Here is a 15,495-nt window from a genome sequence, read left to right as displayed (position 1 = left end):
CACCTCGGCCCAAGCCCCGCAGGCGCGGGGATGAACCGCGGCGCCTGTGGCCGCTCATGCGCGATGGCCACCAAGCCCCGCAGGCGCGGGGATGAACCGGCATCCACACCCCCATTCGTCTCGGCAGTGGCCCAAGCCCCGCAGGCGCGGGGATGAACCGCACCCGATCCGGATCCGGGTCCAGGCCGACTCCCAAGCCCCGCAGGCGCGGGGATGAACCGTTGGGGCGGCAGTTCCGCCTGTCTGCACGTCGCCAAGCCCCGCAGGCGCGGGGATGAACCGTGCGGGGTCGCGCTCCTGCTCGCCACGCAGGACCAAGCCCCGCAGGCGCGGGGATGAACCGACGACGCGGGCGCCGGCAGCGGCCGACGTCCGCCCAAGCCCCGCAGGCGCGGGGATGAACCCCGTGCGGGGGCGGTGCGCGGTCCTCCTCAGGGCCAAGCCCCGCAGGCGCGGGGATGAACCGTTCGGCCGCACCGGGCTCCGAGGTCTGCCGACCCAAGCCCCGCAGGCGCGGGGATGAACCGGCAGGACTCGGCTGGAACATCCTCCGGGGCGTCCAAGCCCCGCAGGCGCGGGGATGAACCGCAGTGGGGAACGAGCGTCGCGACCATCACTCGCCAAGCCCCGCAGGCGCGGGGATGAACCGACCCCAACCCCGCTCTCAAGGCAGCGGCGGAGCCAAGCCCCGCAGGCGCGGGGATGAACCGACCCCAACCCCGCTCTCAAGGCAGCGGCGGAGCCAAGCCCCGCAGGCGCGGGGATGAACCGGGCATCGCCTACGCGGTGGGCATCGCCGATGACCAAGCCCCGCAGGCGCGGGGATGAACCGCAGAGGAACAGGGCCTTCGATCTCATCGGGCTCCAAGCCCCGCAGGCGCGGGGATGAACCGCGTGACGAGTTCGGGCGTGGGCTGGTAGGCGACCAAGCCCCGCAGGCGCGGGGATGAACCGTGCGTTCGACCACCTGCCACACCGGACTGGCCCCAAGCCCCGCAGGCGCGGGGATGAACCGCCGCGCGAATCGACGCTCGGCTCGACAGGCTGCCAAGCCCCGCAGGCGCGGGGATGAACCGCCCACGACCTCACCAAGTCCGAACTCGTCAACCCAAGCCCCGCAGGCGCGGGGATGAACCGCCCTCCACGGCCGCCGAGGTGGCCACGGTCACCCAAGCCCCGCAGGCGCGGGGATGAACCGTGCCAGTGTCCGCCGCTCCATGGCGCGCACCACCAAGCCCCGCAGGCGCGGGGATGAACCGGCCGGTTGCGGCTCGGCGGCACGTAGACGAACCCAAGCCCCGCAGGCGCGGGGATGAACCGTGGTGGGTGCCGGCCACCATGGGCGCCGCGCACCAAGCCCCGCAGGCGCAGGGATGAACCGGTCTCGGCGGCGTGGCGCGCACAGGCCGGACCTCCCGCACCCCCCGACGGCCGGCCGCGCATCCCCCTCCAGACCGGGGCCGGCGCCAACCCCGCCCCCGGCGCCGGGGGCGGTTCGCGACCCTCGTAAAGTGGACGGGTTGCCGCAGCTCGGGCCGCAGGTCCGGGCGGGCACGCGGTACCGAGGGAGCGAAGTCCGGTGTGAATCCGGCGCTGTCCCGCAACTGTGACGCCCGCCGACGACGGCGGGACGAGCCAGGTCGCCTCCTTCGGACACCGACGATCGCTGTCCTCGTGGGAAGGGCAGTCCGTCCGCACCGGACTCCGGACTCCCCCCTACGCCCCTGCCTGTACCTGGAACTGAGGAGTCCCGTGCGCGTGCCACGCCGCCTGCTCGCCGTCCCCCTGCTCACCGTCCTCGCCGTCTCGGGCTGCGCCTCCGGCGCCCCGGAGGAGACCGAGGCCGCCGCACCGTCCGCCGGTTTCCCGGTGACCGTCACCGACGCCCGGGGCGAGGTCACCCTGGACGAGGCGCCGCAGCGCATCGTCTCGCTGTCGCCGAGCGGCACGGAGATCCTGTTCGCCGTGGGTGCGGGCGACCAGGTGGTGGCCGCCGACGAGTACTCCGACTACCCGGCGGAGGCGCCCACCACCGACCTCTCCGGCTTCACCCCGAGCGTCGAGGCCATCAGCGACCACGACCCCGACCTGGTGGTGCTCGCCCGCGACGCGGAGGACACCGCCACGCAGCTTGACGAGCTGCACATCCCCGTCCTGCTGCTGCCCGCCGCCGAGGACCTGGACGACACCTACGACCAGATGCGCCTCCTCGGCTCCGCGACCGGGCACGCCGACGAGGGGGCGGCCGCCGCCGAGGAGGTGCAGGGTGCGATCGACGAGATCGTCAGCGACACCCGCGACCAGCTCGGCGAGGCCGACACGAGCTACTACCACGAGCTGGACGCCGGGCTGTACTCGGTGACGTCCGACACCTTCGTGGGCCAGGTGTACTCGCTGTTCGGCCTGCGCAACATCGCCGACGAGGCGGCCGACACCGCCGGGGGCTACCCGCAGCTGTCCGCCGAGTTCGTCGTCGAGCAGGACCCCGACCTCATCTTCCTCAGCTACCCGGGCGGCGACGCGGCGGTCGCCGACCTCGCCGACCGCCCCGCCTTCGACACCATCGCCGCCGTCGAGAACGGCGACGTCGTGGCGCTCGACCCCGACACCGCCTCGCGCTGGGGGCCGCGCGTCGTCGACTTCACCCAGGACGTGGCCGACGCGCTGCTGGCGGCGGAGGGCCGCGGGGACGAGGACGCGGCCTAGATGCGCGTCCGGCGGCCCGAAGGGCTGTGGCTGCCGCTCGGCGCGCTCGCGCTGGCCGCGGCGATGCTCCTCGGCGTCACCGCCGGGGCCGCCAGCATCACCCCCGGCGACATCCTCCGCGAGCTCGCCGCCGCGCTGCCGCTCGGCGTGGAGGGCCCGCTGAACGAGCGGCAGCGTGCCGTCCTGCTGGAGCTGCGGCTGCCCCGCGTGGTCATGGGGGCGGTGGTCGGCGGCCTGCTCGCCATCGCCGGCGCCGGCTACCAGGGTGTGTTCCGCAACCCGCTGGCCGACCCCTACCTGCTGGGGGCGGCCGGCGGGGCGGGGCTGGGCGCGACCCTGGTGATCGTCTTCGCGCCCGCCCTGAGCTTGGGACCAGTGCGGGCGGTGCCGCTGGCGGCCTTCGCCGGGGCGCTGCTCGGCGTCGCCGCGGCCTACCTGCTCGGCAGCACCGCCGGCCGCGGCGGGACCGCGGGCCTGGTGCTCGCCGGTGTGGCGGTCTCCTCGTTCCTGTCGGCGGTGCAGACGCTGGTGCAGCAGTTCCGGATCGAGGAGCTGCAGCGGGTCTTCGCCTGGATCCTCGGCGGCCTGGGCCGCGGGGGCTGGGATGACGTCGTCCTGGTGGCGCCGTACGCGGCCGTCGGCGCGCTGGTGCTGCTGGCCTGCGGCCGGCTGCTCGACCTCCTCGCCCTCGGTGACGAGAAGGCGGCCAGCCTCGGCCTCAACCCCACCGCCGTCCGGCTGCTGGTGATCGCGGCCGCCTCCCTGGCGACGGCCGCCGCGGTGTCGGTCAGCGGGCTGATCGGGTTCGTCGGCATCGTGGTCCCGCACCTCGTGCGGCGGATGGTGGGCAGCGACTACCGGCGGGTGCTGCCGATGTCGCTGCTGGTCGGCGGTGCCTTCCTCGTCCTGGTCGACATCGCGGCGCGGACCGTGGTCGCGCCGGCGGAGCTGCCCATCGGCGTCGTCACCGCCTTCGTGGGCGCGCCGTTCTTCCTCGTGGTGCTGCGTGCCACGCGGCACCACCGCGGCTGAGTCCCGCCGGAGCGCTCGCGGCGCTGACGCGCCCCGCCGCCGGGGTGACCACCTCGTGTCCCTCGTCTGCGAGACTGGAAACGCTATGGACTACACGATCGTTGCCGTTGCCATCTTCGTCCTCGCACTGCTGGTGGTGGGCGGTGCGTTCCTGATCCGGCCGCGCCGGCCCCAGGAACCGCGCCCGCCGCGGGCCGGGGGGCCGGGACAGGGGGACCAGGGCGCGTCCGGCGCCACCGCGGTCGCCGAGCGGGAGGAGGCGGAGGCGGGACCGGTCGCCGTGGCGGAGCCGGCCGCCCCGGTCGAGCCTCCGCCGGCCGCCGTCCCGATCGAGACCCCGCCGCCGTCGGCCGGGCGGCTGGTCCGGCTGCGGGCCCGCCTCGCGCGGTCGCAGAACGTCTTCGGGCGCGGGCTGCTGGACCTGCTGTCCAGCGACCGGCTGGACGAGGACGCCTGGGACGAGATCGAGGACACGCTGATCACGGCGGACGTCGGCGTCACCTCGGCCGCCCAGATCGTGCAGGGGCTGCGCACCAGGGTGAAGGTCCTGGGCAGCCGCACCCCGGAGGAGGTCCGGGAGCTGCTCCGCCAGGAGCTGATCGCCCAGATCAACCCCGAACTCGACCGCACCGTGCTCACGGGGCCGCACGGCGAGCGCCCGGGCGTGGTGATGGTGGTCGGGGTGAACGGCACCGGCAAGACGACGACGACCGGCAAACTCGCCCGCGTCCTCGTCGGGGACGGCCGCAGCGTGGTGCTCGGCGCGGCCGACACGTTCCGCGCCGCCGCCGCCGACCAGCTGGAGACCTGGGGCTCCCGGGTGGGCGCGCCGGTGGTGCGCAAGGACGAGGGCGCCGACCCCGCGAGCGTCGCCTTCGACGCCGTCGCCCGCGGCCTCGCCGACGGAGTCGACACGGTCATCATCGACACCGCCGGCCGGCTGCACACCAAGGTCGGGCTCATGGACGAGCTGGGCAAGGTCAAGCGGGTCGTCGAGAAGCAGTCGCAGGTGGACGAGGTGCTGCTGGTGCTCGACGCGACCACGGGGCAGAACGGCCTGCGCCAGGCACGGGTGTTCGCCGAGGCCGTGAACGTCACCGGCATCGTGCTGACCAAGCTCGACGGCACCGCGAAGGGCGGCATCATCATCCAGGTGCAGCGCGAGCTCGGCGTCCCGGTCAAGCTCGTCGGCCTCGGCGAGGGGCCCGACGACCTCGCGCCCTTCGACGCGGAGGAGTTCGTGGACGCGGTCCTGCGCACCGACTGAGGGATCCGCACGACGACGGCCCGCGCCCCGCTCCGGGGCGCGGGCCGTTCGCGTGTGCCGGGGGTCGGCCGTGCGGTTCACATTCCGGTAACGACGCCCGGAACCGGCCGGAAAGCGGGGTTGCCATGTGACGACCCGTCACGCAGGCGTAACACGTGCGCCGATCTCTTTACACCGGCGCAACAACTCCGGTCCAGGCGAGTAACAGGGCAGGGTGACGCTGTCCCACGTGGCGTTTGCCGTGGAGCCCGAGGACGTGCCAGCGGAAACCACCCTTCTCTAGCGACGAATCCCCCAATCCGACGATGGAGGCGACATGATCGACAGCGGCAACACCGCGTGGGTGCTGGTATGCGCCGCGCTGGTGATGCTCATGACGCCCGGCCTGGCCTTCTTCTACGGCGGCATGTCCCGGGCCAAGAGCGTGCTGAACATGATGCTGATGAGCTTCGCGAGCATCGCGATCGTCAGCGTCCTGTGGGTGGCGGTGGGCTACTCGCTGACGTTCGGCGACGGCTACGGGCCGCTGGCCCCGTTCCTCGGTGACTTCTCCAGCGCCGGGCTGAGCAGCCTGATCGGCGGTGTCGACGACTCCGGGCTGCCCGAACTCGCCTTCGCCGGCTTCCAGATGATGTTCGCGGTCATCACGGTCGCGCTGATCAGCGGCGCGATCGCCGACCGTGCGAAGTTCGGCGCGTGGCTGCTGTTCGTGCCGGTGTGGGCGCTCCTGGTGTACTTCCCGGTCGCGCACTGGGTCTGGGCCGGCAACGGCTGGATCCTCAACCTCGGCGTCATCGACTTCGCGGGCGGTACCGCCGTCCACATCAACGCCGGCGCCGCCGCCCTCGCCCTCACCCTGGTGCTGGGCCGCCGCAAGGGCTTCGGGTCGGAGTCCATGCGCCCGCACAACCTGCCGTTCGTGCTCCTCGGTGCCGCCTTGCTCTGGTTCGGCTGGTTCGGCTTCAACGCCGGCTCCGGCCTGGCCGCCGACGACACCGCGGCGCTCGCACTCGTCAACACCCAGGTCGCCACCGCCGCCGCCACGGGAGCGTGGATGCTCGTCGAGCGCATCCGCTACGGCAAGGTGACGGCCCTCGGCTTCGCCTCCGGCGCCATCGCCGGCCTCGTCGCCATCACCCCGGCCGCCGCGTCCCTGACCCCGATCGGCGCGATCATCCTCGGCCTGGTGTCCGGCGCGGTCTGCGCCTACGCGATCAGCTGGAAGTTCAAGTTCCGCTACGACGACGCCCTCGACGTGGTCGGCATCCACATGGTCGGCGGCATCATCGGCTCCCTGGCGATCGGCCTGCTCGCCTCCGCCGCCACCGCCACCGAGACCGCCGGCCTGCTGTACGGCGGCAGCGTGATGGTGCTGGTCTACCAGGCCGTCGGCGTCGTCGCGGTGATGATCTACTCCTTCGTCGCCTCGTGGATCATCGCCAAGGTCATCGACCTCATCATGGGCTTCCGGATCCCGGAGCACGTCGAGACCAACGGTCTGGACAACGAGCTCCACTCGGAGACGGCCTACGCCTTCGACGAGCTGGATCAGATGGAAGGTGAGCTCTCCTCGCCGACGCCTCCGGGCGAGGAGGCGCCCTCACAGCAGGTGCGGGCCTAGCGGCCTCAACGTAGAGGTCCGCGGCCGTACCAGGAGATGCCGTGGGGTGAGCCGGGCCGGCGGGGATGCGTCCCGCCGGCCCGGCCGCGTTCCGGGCGAGCGGCCCGCGACCGGCGCAGGCCGGCGACCGGCTCAGGCCGGCCGGACCCGCAGCGCGCACGGCCGGTCGCGGTCGAAGGCCACCTCGCCGCCGAAGCGGCCGGTGTCGAAGCGCAGCCCCTCCGGGGACTCCGACACCCGCGCCCCGACGCGGCGCAGCACCGACTCCACGTCGGCGCGGGACAGCAGTCCGAAGTCCGGGCCCGGCTCGCCCTCCAGGGCGCCGGGCAGCTCCAGCGGTCCGCCGGGGACCTCCACCGCGAGCTCCACCACCACCCCGCCGGACAGCCGCAACCGGACCGGCCCGGGCTCGGGCGGGATCACCTGCGCGGCGTTGAGCGGGGGAGCCGCCGGCCCCCAGGGGCCGACCGCGTCGCGGGCCTCGGCCGCGTAGCCGCCGACCCGCAGCACGCTGAGCCGGCCCTCACCCAGCAGGTCGCGCAGGGCGCGCCAGGCCCGCTGGTAGGGCGGGGCCGCCGCCGCGGGGGCGCGCACCGGCGCGAGCGCGGCCGGGGTCAGGCCGGACTCGGCCAGGTAGCGCAGGATGTCGGCGAAGCACGGCGAGCGCCGGTCGTCGCCCTCCCGCCACATCGCGTCGCACTCCTCGCACACCCACACCCGGTCGCCGTTCGACGAGATCCGGTACTCCGCCACCCCCAGCCGCTCGCACTCCACGCAGCGTTCCACGTGCCTGCTCCTCCCGCCTCGCCGCCGGACATCCGGCGGGGCCGCGCATCCCCCTCCGGGCGTGCCGGCGCCCACCCTACGACGCCAGGCGCCGCGCCGTCGGCGCGTCGGCTGACCGGGCAATACGCGGCCATTGGGTAGTCTTGGCGGGCAACGGAGGAACCTCACGATTCGCGGTGGGGTATGTTCCCAGGTGCTCACGTGTCCGGAGCGTGGGTCTCCCTCCGTAATCGCCCGGAGCCGGACCCCGGCCCGACGCGTCCAAGAATTCCCACCGAACACCCCTCCCCCGTTGGCAGGGGCCAGGAGGCATGATGGCGCCGGCACATCCCAGTACGCGTCGAACGCGGAGAGCCCTCGTGTCCGCGGCGGCGGCGACCGCGCTCGCCCTCGGTACGGCCGGGTGCACGATCGACCTGCGCGACTGGCGTCCCGGTGCCGAACCCGAACCCACCCCGTCCGCGGCCCCCGTCGACGCCGCCCCGATCGTCGCGGCCGCGCTGGACGCGCTCGCCGAGGCCCCCGCGGTCCAGGTCGAGGGCCAGCTGGCCGACGCCAACGGGCAGCCGCGGCCGACGACGCTGACGGTCACCAACTCCGGAGCGACGTCGGGGACCATCCAGGTGGACGACTCCGAGGTCAGGGTGATCGCGGTCGACGACCACCTGTTCGTGTCCTCCGACGACTCCTACTGGCTCTCCCAGTCGGTCTACAACCCCGACACCGACTCCTACGCCGACAACTGGGTGCGCGTGACCCCGACCCTGCTCGGCGTCGACCCCGGGGCCGTGCTCGCCCCGGCCGACCTCGCCGAGATCCTGCGCGGTATCGCGCCGGCCGAGGGCGAGGCCGAGGCGGTCGAGGAGGACCTCGACGGGACCCCCGCCTACCGGATCAACCTGGAGGGGGGCAAGATCTGGATCTCGGTCGAGGAGCCGTACCGCCTGCTGCGGATGCAGATCGAGTCGCTCGCGCCCGCCGAGGACGCCCAGGTGACCACCCGCGCCGCGCTGAACCTCACCCAGCCATCGACCGAGGACATCGAGGCCGTCTACGACTCCCTCGCCGCCACCGTCGAGGACGACCTGAAGGGCTCCCGCGACTCCACGATCCAGGTGCAGTGGGACGGCGACCTGGACATGAGCTGCCAGACCGGCGGCGCCTGCACGGTCACCGGCACGGTCCGGGACGCCTCGACGAACGCGACGGGGGCGACCCGGGTGCGCATGGACGCCACCTTCAGCAACGCCGAACTGGGCGAGAAGAAGTGCGACGACATCGCCACGCTGGAGGCCGGCAAGACCGTGGAGCTCTCCTGCTCGGTGGACTACGCCCTCGCCCCGAGCGCCAACCCGCAGAGCTACGAGATCTCGGGCGAGGGGCTGCTGTCCACCCGCGCGATGACCGGTGACGGGCTCGACGCCCTGAAGACGGCCGTCGAGGAGCAGCGCGAGGCGACCCTGGCCGCCGCCGAGGGAGGCTCGTCCGCCAGCCCGGAGGCCAGCCCCGCCGCCGGCGCCGACGCGGGCGACTGACGCTCGTCGGCGTCCACCGCCCCGGCCGGCCCGGGCGCCTTGGCGGCGTCCGGGCCGGCGGCGCTCCCGGGCCTCGGCGCGCCGCGCCGACCACCGCGCTCACCGGCAGGTTCCGGGGGGCGCGCGCCGGAAGCCCCGGCGGGTAACCTAGGAAGCCAATCCCGAGACGAAGGACGGGACATCCACGTGTTCGAGACGCTTTCCGACCGGCTCACATCGGTCTTCTCCTCGCTGCGCGGCAAGGGACGGCTGTCCGAGGAGGACATCGCCGCCACCGCGCGGGAGATCCGCCTCGCGCTGCTGGAGGCCGATGTCGCGCTGCCCGTCGTCCGCGAGTTCATCTCGCAGGTCAAGGAGCGCGCCCGCGGTGAAGAGGTCTCCAAGGCGCTGAACCCGGCCCAGCAGGTCATCAAGATCGTCAACGAGGAGCTCGTCGAGATCCTCGGCGGTCAGACCCGGGAGATCCGGTTCGCGAAGAACCCGCCCACGGTCATCATGCTCGCGGGCCTGCAGGGCGCCGGTAAGACCACGCTCGCCGGCAAGCTCGCCAAGTGGCTCGCCGACCAGCGCAACACACCGCTGCTCGTCGCCGCGGACCTCCAGCGGCCCAACGCCGTCACCCAGCTCCAGGTGGTGGGGGAGCGGGCCAGCGTCCCGGTCTTCGCGCCTGAGCCCGGCAACGGTGTCGGCGACCCCGTCGAGGTCGCCCGCCAGTCGGTGGAGCACGCGCGGCGCGGCAACCACAACGTCGTCATCATCGACACCGCCGGCCGGCTCGGCGTCGACGCGGAGATGATGCAGCAGGCCGCCGACATCCGCGACGCCGTGCGGCCGGACGAGATCCTGTTCGTCGTCGACGCCATGATCGGCCAGGACGCGGTCAACACGGCGCAGGCGTTCCTAGACGGCGTCGGCTACGACGCGGTCGCGCTCACCAAGCTCGACGGCGACGCCCGGGGCGGCGCCGCGCTGTCGATCCGGCACATCACCGGCCGCCCGATCATGTTCGCCTCGACCGGCGAGAAGCTGGCGGACTTCGACCTCTTCCACCCCGACCGGATGGCGTCGCGCATCCTCGACATGGGTGATGTGCTCACCCTGATCGAGCAGGCGCAGCGCACGTTCGAGGAGTCCGAGGTCGAGAAGATGGCCAGCACGCTGGCCTCCGACGCCGACTTCACCCTGGACGACTTCCTCCAGCAGATGACGATGGTGCGCCGGCTCGGGCCCATCGGCAACCTGCTCGGGATGATGCCCGGCATGGGGCAGATGCGGGACCAGGTCAACAACGTCGACGAGAAGGACCTGGACCGCATCGCGGCGATCATCCAGTCGATGACCCCGGCGGAGCGGGCCAACCCGAAGGTCATCAACGGGTCGCGCCGGCTGCGGATCGCCAACGGCTCCGGCACCCAGGTCAGCGACGTCAACGGCCTGGTCACCCGGTTCTTCGAGGCGCAGAAGATGCTGCGCCAGATGAAGAACGGCGGCATTCCGGGGATGCCGGGCATGCCGGGCATGGGCGGCGGCCGGAAGAAGGCGGCCAAGGCCCAGGGCAAGAAGGGCAAGAAGGGCAAGCAGCGCAGCGGCAACCCCATGAAGGCCCGGGAGCAGGAGGCGGCCAAGGCCGCGGAGCGCCAGCGCCGGCGGGAGCAGGGCCCCGGCGAGCCGGCCTCCCCGCAGCTTCCCCCGGGCTTCGGCGGCGGCGGCGCCCCGAAGCTGCCGCCGGGGTTCGGCGGCGGGTCGGTCCCGGACCTCTCCGGATTCAAGCTGCCGAAGAAGTAGCCCCTGTCTAAGTGATATGCGCCACATTCGCGCCGGTGGCGGTGTCCACCCCCCGGCGCGGATGCGACCGCGCCGCGCGGAGGGTGTCCGCCCCCGGCGCGACCCGCGGGCCGGCCGACATGCCGGCGGCCCGCGGGTCGCGCCGGGAACGTCGGATCGTCTGGCACAATTGAGTTTCGACTAACGGCGTGCCGGGTCTGCCCTCTACTTACCCGCTCGCCCACGTCCCCGCTCCGGCGGTGCGCCGCAACCCCACGTGGCGCGGTGCCGGGCGACCACGCCGCAATCAGGAGAAGACCACACCAGTGGCTGTCAAGATCAAGCTCAAGCGTATGGGGAAGATCCGTACGCCGCAGTACCGCATTGTCGTCGCCGACGCCCGTACCAAGCGCGATGGCAAGGCCATCGAGGAGATCGGCAAGTACCACCCGAAGGAAGAGCCGAGCTTCATCGAGGTGAACTCCGAGCGGGCGCAGTACTGGCTGTCCGTGGGGGCGCAGCCCACCGGTCCGGTGCAGCACATCCTCAAGCTCACCGGCGACTGGCAGAAGTTCAAGGGCCTGCCGGCGCCCAAGCCGCTGAAGGTGGCGGAGCCGAAGGACAAGGCGGCCGAGGAGGCCGCGTTCCAGGCCGTGCTGAAGGAGCTCGTGCTGCCGGGCGGCAACGAGGGCAAGGGCAAGTCCAAGAAGGCTGAGAAGGCCGCGGAGAAGCCGGCCGAGGCCACGGCGGAGAAGTCCGAGGGCGAGGGCTGACGTGCTCGAAGAGGCGCTGGAGCACCTGGTCAAGGGGATCGTGGAGAACCCCGATGACGTCCATGTGCGAGCTCGCCGGCTCCGCAAGGGCAAGGTGCTCGAAGTCCGGGTCCATCCCGACGACCTCGGGAAGGTGATCGGCCGCAACGGCCGCACCGCCAAGGCGCTGCGGACCGTCATCGGTTCGCTCTCCGGTGGGCGGTACGTCCGGGTCGATCTGCTGGACCTGCACGAAGTGCGCTGACGTGCGTGGCGGGGCGCCGGCCGGGACGGCCGGCGCCCCGTCCGCATGCGCCGCCCGCCTCCGGCGGCGGGCGCCACGGGCGCCGCTCCGGCTGAGGCCGGCCACCGGTTTTCCGCCCGAGTCGGCGGGAGAGCGGCGGCGACGCCAGGCGGCCCGTCTCCGCCGCGCGGCCGGCGCCGGGCGCCCCGTCGGAGTACCCCCCGGACACGCCCAAGTGGTATGAGGAGAACATGCGTCTCGTTGTGGGACGGATCGGTCGCGCGCACGGCATCCGCGGCGACGTCGCCGTCGACGTCCGCACCGACGATCCGGAGGAGCGGTTCGCTCCCGGAATCCAGCTGCTCACCGACCCCGCGGAGAGCGGGCCCCTCACCGTGCGCTCGGTACGCGCCCACTCCGGCCGGCTGCTGGTCCGCTTCGAGTCGGTGTCCGACCGCACCGCGGCCGAGGAGCTGCGCGGCGTCACCCTCATGGTGGACTCCGCCGACATCGCGCCGACGGAGGACCCCGACGACTTCCATGACCACGAGCTGATCGGGCTGCGGGCCGACACCGCCGACGGCACCCAGGTGGGCGTGGTGGACAACGTCCTGCACCACGGCCAGGACCTGCTGGTCATCCGCCGCACCGGCGGCGGCGAGGTGCTGGTCCCCTTCGTCCGCGAACTCGTCCCCGAAGTGGACACCGCGGCCGGCCGGCTGGTCGTCGACGCGCCGCCCGGGCTGCTGGACCTCTCCTCGACGTCCTAGCCGCCGCTCCCTCCCGCCGCCCCGGCGGGAGGCGCCGCGCGGCCCCCGAACCACGTAGGGCGCGACCACCGGCCCTGGAGAAGTGCCATGCGCATCGACATCATCACCATCTTCCCCGACTACTTCACGCCGCTCGAACTTTCGCTGATCGGCAAGGCGCGCCGGTCGGGGCTCCTCGACATCCGGCTGCACGACCTGCGCTCATGGACCTACGACCGGCACCACACGGTGGACGACACCCCCTACGGCGGCGGTCCCGGCATGGTGATGAAGCCCGAGCCCTGGGGTGAGGCCCTGGACGCCGTGGTCGGGCCGGAACCGGCCGCGGTGCCCCGGCTGATCCTGCCCACCCCCAGCGGGGTGCCGTTCACCCAGCGCCACGCCGGCCGGCTCGCCGGTGAGCCGTGGCTGGTCTTCGCGTGCGGCCGCTACGAGGGGATCGACTCCCGTGTCGCCGTGGACGCCGGGCGCCGGATGCCGGTGGAGGAGCTGAGTATCGGCGACTACGTGCTCGCGGGCGGAGAGTCGGCCACGCTCGTCATGGTGGAGACCATCTCGCGGCTGCTGCCCGGTGTGCTCGGCAACGCGGAGTCGGCGGAGCAGGACTCGTTCGCGCCGGGAGCCATGGACGACCTCGTCGAAGGGCCGGTCTACACCAAGCCGGCCGAGTGGCGGGGCCAGGAGGTGCCGCCGGTGCTGCTGTCCGGCCACCACGGAGCGGTCGACCGCTGGCGCCGTGACGAAGCGCTCCGCAAGACGGCGCGCAACCGGCCGGACCTGCTGCGCCGCATCGACCCGGAGGTCCTCGACCGCCGCGACCGCGAGGTGCTCGACGAGGCCCGGTTACAGGTCGGCTCCGATTCTGTGGCAGACTAAGTCGAGTTGCCCCTGCCGTCAGCCGTCGTAGGCATGCCGCCACCGGAACGAGCGACCGCAGAGGCGACCGTATTCGACCCCAGCAGATCCGCCCGCGCGAACCGCACTGTCTGTCGCCGCGGCGCGCAATCGATGAGGAACCGCTGAGATGCACACCGCTATCCAGGAGCTTGAGAAGGCCCAGCTGCGCTCCGACGTGCCCGACTTCCGCCCCGGCGACACGCTGAACGTCCACGTGCGGGTCACGGAGGGTAACCGGTCCCGGATCCAGGTCTTCAAGGGTGTCGTCATTCGGCGGCAGGGACCGGGCAGCCGCGAGACCTTCACCATCCGCAAGATCAGCTACGGCGTGGGCGTGGAGCGCACCTTCCCGGTGCACACCCCCGTGATCGAGAAGATCGAGGTCGCCGCCCGCGGCCGGGTCCGCCGCGCCAAGCTGTACTACCTGCGGAACCTGCGCGGCAAGGCCGCCCGCATCCGCGAGCGCCGCGAGCCGATCGCCCGCTGACTCGACGACGCGTCGCGTGGCCGAGCGCCTTTACCGGCGTTGGGCGTCCCGCTCGGCTAGGCTTCATTGCCGATGAGCAAGGACGAACTGGATCCCCGCGACGCTGAGATCCGCGACACCGACGGCGAGCCCGATCGACCCGGATCGAGTGGGCCGCCTGACGATGCTGGCTCCCCCATGCCCGAGCACGGGGGAGCCAGTGGCGTTCCAGGAGGGTCCGGGCGGGATGCGGCGCTCGGTGGCGACCCGTCCGGTCCCCCGCACGCCGAGGGAGGCGGCCGGCATGCCGAGCCCAGAGAAGAACCTGCAGGCACAGGGGAGAGCGCGGGCGAAACCATGAGCGCGAAGAACGAGTCCAGAGGCGAGGAGAAGACGGGGTCGTTCTGGAAGGAACTCCCCATCCTGATCGTCATCGCCCTGGTGCTGGCGTTCGTCATCAAGACGTGGGTGGTCCAGGCGTTCTACATCCCGTCCAAGTCCATGGAGGACACCCTCCTCATCGGAGACCGCGTCCTCGTCAACAAGCTCGTCTACCAGGTGCGCGACATCCAGCGCGGCGACGTCGTGGTGTTCAACGGCAGCGGGTCCTGGGACGAGGAGAACACCGTGGTGGTGGAGCAGCCCGCCAACCCGGTCTCGCGGCTGTTCACCTGGGTGGGCCAGCAGTTCGGGGTGGCGCCCACCGGCAAGGACTACATCAAGCGCGTTATCGGGCTGCCTGGCGACACCGTCGAGTGCTGCGACGAGCAGAACCGGGTCCTGGTGAACGGCGAGCCGCTGGACGAGCCCTACCTCTACCCCGGCAGCCTGGAGACCCACCAGGAGTTCGGCCCGGTCACGGTGCCGGAGGGCCGGCTGTGGGTGATGGGCGACCACCGGGCGGTCTCCTACGACTCGCGCATGCACCAGTCCGACCCGGGGGCCGGGACCATCGCGGAGGACTCCGTGGTGGGGCGGGCCTTCGTGATCGTGTGGCCGCTGAACCGCATCACGACGCTGCCGATTCCGCAGACGTTCGACCGGCTGAACGAGGAGACGGCCGGCGCGGCTGCCGCTGCCGTCCCGCTCGCGCTCGGGGCTGCCGCGGCCGTCCCGGTCCACCTGACCGGCCGCCGGGTCTGGCGCCGGGCCGCCAAGGCCGACCGGGAGAGCTCGCCGACCTAGCTTCGCCGCCGGTTGTTGACAGATGGCCCATCATGGGGAGTGTGTGGGGAAGCTCCCGGCTTCCCGCCGCGACGGTGCCGCCCGGTGTCCGGCCGGGTGTGCCGCCGGGCCACTGAGTGCCGGGGGTGCACGACGAAAGCGAGCGGCGGAATGAGTTCTGAGGACCTGGAGAAGTACGAAGCCGAGATGGAGCTGCAGCTCTATCGCGAATATCGCGACGTCGTCGGGTTGTTCAGCTACGTGGTGGAGACCGAGCGCCGTTTCTACCTGACCAACCACGTCGACCTGCAGCCCCGATCGACGGAGAACGGGGAGATGTACTTCGAGGTCACGATGCAGGATGCGTGGGTGTGGGACATGTACCGTCCCGCACGGTTCGTGAAGAACGTTCGCGTCGTGACGTTCAAGGACGTCAACGTCGAGGAGATCACCAAGGCTGATCTGGAGGTTCCCTCGACCGGCCGCCCCGA

Annotated in this window: 14 protein-coding genes, 1 CRISPR repeat array and 1 riboswitch; of the genes, 13 read left to right on the top strand and 1 reads right to left on the bottom strand. The window is 72.5% G+C overall.

What is annotated here, in order from left to right:
* Positions 1-9: 9 nt before the first annotated feature.
* Positions 10-1,381: a CRISPR direct-repeat array (repeat unit 29 nt; unit sequence CCAAGCCCCGCAGGCGCGGGGATGAACCG).
* A 194-nt stretch (positions 1,382-1,575) separates the two neighbouring features.
* Positions 1,576-1,640: riboswitch (cobalamin riboswitch) on the top strand.
* A 112-nt stretch (positions 1,641-1,752) separates the two neighbouring features.
* The 4 genes from DEF28_RS20860 to DEF28_RS20845 all read left to right on the top strand — a co-directional run bounded on the left by DEF28_RS20860 (position 1,753) and on the right by DEF28_RS20845 (position 6,626).
* Positions 1,753-2,706, top strand: a complete 954-nt coding sequence (locus DEF28_RS20860) for an ABC transporter substrate-binding protein (RefSeq protein ID WP_114400086.1) — start codon at positions 1,753-1,755, stop codon at positions 2,704-2,706.
* Positions 2,707-3,738 (top strand): FecCD family ABC transporter permease, encoded by a 1,032-nt coding sequence (locus DEF28_RS20855; protein ID WP_114400085.1) that lies wholly within the window; start codon positions 2,707-2,709, stop codon positions 3,736-3,738.
* 85 nt (positions 3,739-3,823) lie between these two features.
* A complete protein-coding gene (gene ftsY, locus DEF28_RS20850) occupies positions 3,824-5,005 on the top strand; it encodes a signal recognition particle-docking protein FtsY (RefSeq protein WP_114400084.1) in 1,182 nt (393 codons plus the stop codon).
* Positions 5,006-5,321: 316 nt separating this feature from the next.
* Entirely contained in the window at positions 5,322-6,626 is a 1,305-nt protein-coding gene (locus DEF28_RS20845) for an ammonium transporter (RefSeq protein ID WP_114400083.1), read from the top strand.
* Positions 6,627-6,758: 132 nt separating this feature from the next.
* Here DEF28_RS20845 and DEF28_RS20840 read toward each other — a convergent pair whose 3' ends face one another.
* Positions 6,759-7,412 carry a hypothetical protein gene (locus tag DEF28_RS20840; protein WP_114400082.1) on the bottom strand — a complete coding sequence of 218 codons (654 nt, stop codon included), beginning with the start codon at positions 7,410-7,412 and terminating at the stop codon, positions 6,759-6,761.
* Between the two features lie 359 nt (positions 7,413-7,771).
* On the opposite strand from DEF28_RS20840, the gene DEF28_RS20835 reads away from it, so the two are divergent.
* The 9 genes from DEF28_RS20835 to DEF28_RS20795 all read left to right on the top strand — a co-directional run.
* Positions 7,772-8,947: a hypothetical protein gene (locus DEF28_RS20835; protein ID WP_233515444.1), complete on the top strand. Its 1,176-nt coding sequence runs from the start codon at positions 7,772-7,774 to the stop codon at positions 8,945-8,947.
* A 186-nt stretch (positions 8,948-9,133) separates the two neighbouring features.
* Positions 9,134-10,732, top strand: coding sequence for a signal recognition particle protein (gene ffh, locus DEF28_RS20830; RefSeq protein ID WP_114400080.1), 1,599 nt, complete (start codon positions 9,134-9,136; stop codon positions 10,730-10,732).
* 305 nt (positions 10,733-11,037) lie between these two features.
* A complete protein-coding gene (gene rpsP, locus DEF28_RS20825) occupies positions 11,038-11,484 on the top strand; it encodes a 30S ribosomal protein S16 (RefSeq protein ID WP_114400697.1) in 447 nt (148 codons plus the stop codon).
* 1 nt (position 11,485) lies between these two features.
* Positions 11,486-11,728 (top strand): RNA-binding protein, encoded by a 243-nt coding sequence (locus DEF28_RS20820; RefSeq protein ID WP_114400698.1) that lies wholly within the window; start codon positions 11,486-11,488, stop codon positions 11,726-11,728.
* Positions 11,729-11,958: 230 nt separating this feature from the next.
* Complete coding sequence (rimM, locus tag DEF28_RS20815) at positions 11,959-12,477, top strand: ribosome maturation factor RimM (RefSeq protein WP_114400699.1); 519 nt, start codon at positions 11,959-11,961, stop codon at positions 12,475-12,477.
* 87 nt (positions 12,478-12,564) lie between these two features.
* Positions 12,565-13,353 carry a tRNA (guanosine(37)-N1)-methyltransferase TrmD gene (trmD, locus tag DEF28_RS20810; protein WP_114400700.1) on the top strand — a complete coding sequence of 263 codons (789 nt, stop codon included), beginning with the start codon at positions 12,565-12,567 and terminating at the stop codon, positions 13,351-13,353.
* 148 nt (positions 13,354-13,501) lie between these two features.
* Positions 13,502-13,861 carry a 50S ribosomal protein L19 gene (rplS, locus tag DEF28_RS20805; protein WP_114400701.1) on the top strand — a complete coding sequence of 120 codons (360 nt, stop codon included), beginning with the start codon at positions 13,502-13,504 and terminating at the stop codon, positions 13,859-13,861.
* A 72-nt stretch (positions 13,862-13,933) separates the two neighbouring features.
* Positions 13,934-15,025, top strand: coding sequence for a signal peptidase I (gene lepB, locus DEF28_RS20800; protein ID WP_449405547.1), 1,092 nt, complete (start codon positions 13,934-13,936; stop codon positions 15,023-15,025).
* A gap of 150 nt (positions 15,026-15,175) precedes the next feature.
* Positions 15,176-15,495 (top strand): DUF2469 domain-containing protein (locus DEF28_RS20795; RefSeq protein WP_114446199.1); only part of this gene is annotated, 320 nt, incomplete at its 3' end.

The sequence above is a fragment of the Marinitenerispora sediminis genome, assembly GCF_003336425.1.
Lineage (GTDB): Bacteria > Actinomycetota > Actinomycetes > Streptosporangiales > Streptosporangiaceae > Marinitenerispora > Marinitenerispora sediminis.
The sequence above is the reverse complement of the archived record's forward strand: the minus strand, read 5'-3'. Positions and strand labels throughout refer to the sequence as shown.